Annotated in this window: 1 protein-coding gene; it reads right to left on the bottom strand. The window is 62.2% G+C overall.

What is annotated here, in order from left to right:
• Positions 1-73: 73 nt before the first annotated feature.
• The coding region (locus AC5ZGW_RS47240) for a transketolase C-terminal domain-containing protein (RefSeq protein WP_496114285.1) at positions 74-415 on the bottom strand (342 nt) is incomplete at its 5' end.

The following is a 415-nucleotide window of genomic DNA, read 5'->3' as shown; positions in this document are numbered from 1 at the left end:
CTGCACCATGGTGGGATGATTTTCTATCGCGACGGCAAGAAGCCGGAATAGAAAGGTCGGTCGGCGTACTGCCTTAACCGGCCACGCCGACCGCGACACCGCGTCCGAGCGCGTTGAAGACGGTCGAGACGATACCGGCGCGGTCAAGACCTGCGTGGGCGATCATCGCTTCCGGCTTTGCCTGCTCCATCCAGATATCGGGCATGACGAGCGAGCGGACCTTCAGGCCGCGATCGAGCAACCCGTCCATCGCCATGAACTGCATGACCTGGCTGCCGAAGCCGCCGACAGAGCCTTCTTCCACCGTGATCAGGATTTCGTGGTGGCTCGCAAGCTGACGGATCAGCGCATGGTCGAGCGGCTTTGCGAAGCGTGCATCGGCAACCGTTGTCGAAAGCCCCGCGGCATCAAGGTC

The organism is Bradyrhizobium sp. Crot121, from assembly GCF_059512385.1.
Note: the sequence above shows the minus strand (reverse complement) of the source record. Positions and strands in the feature narration are given on the sequence as shown.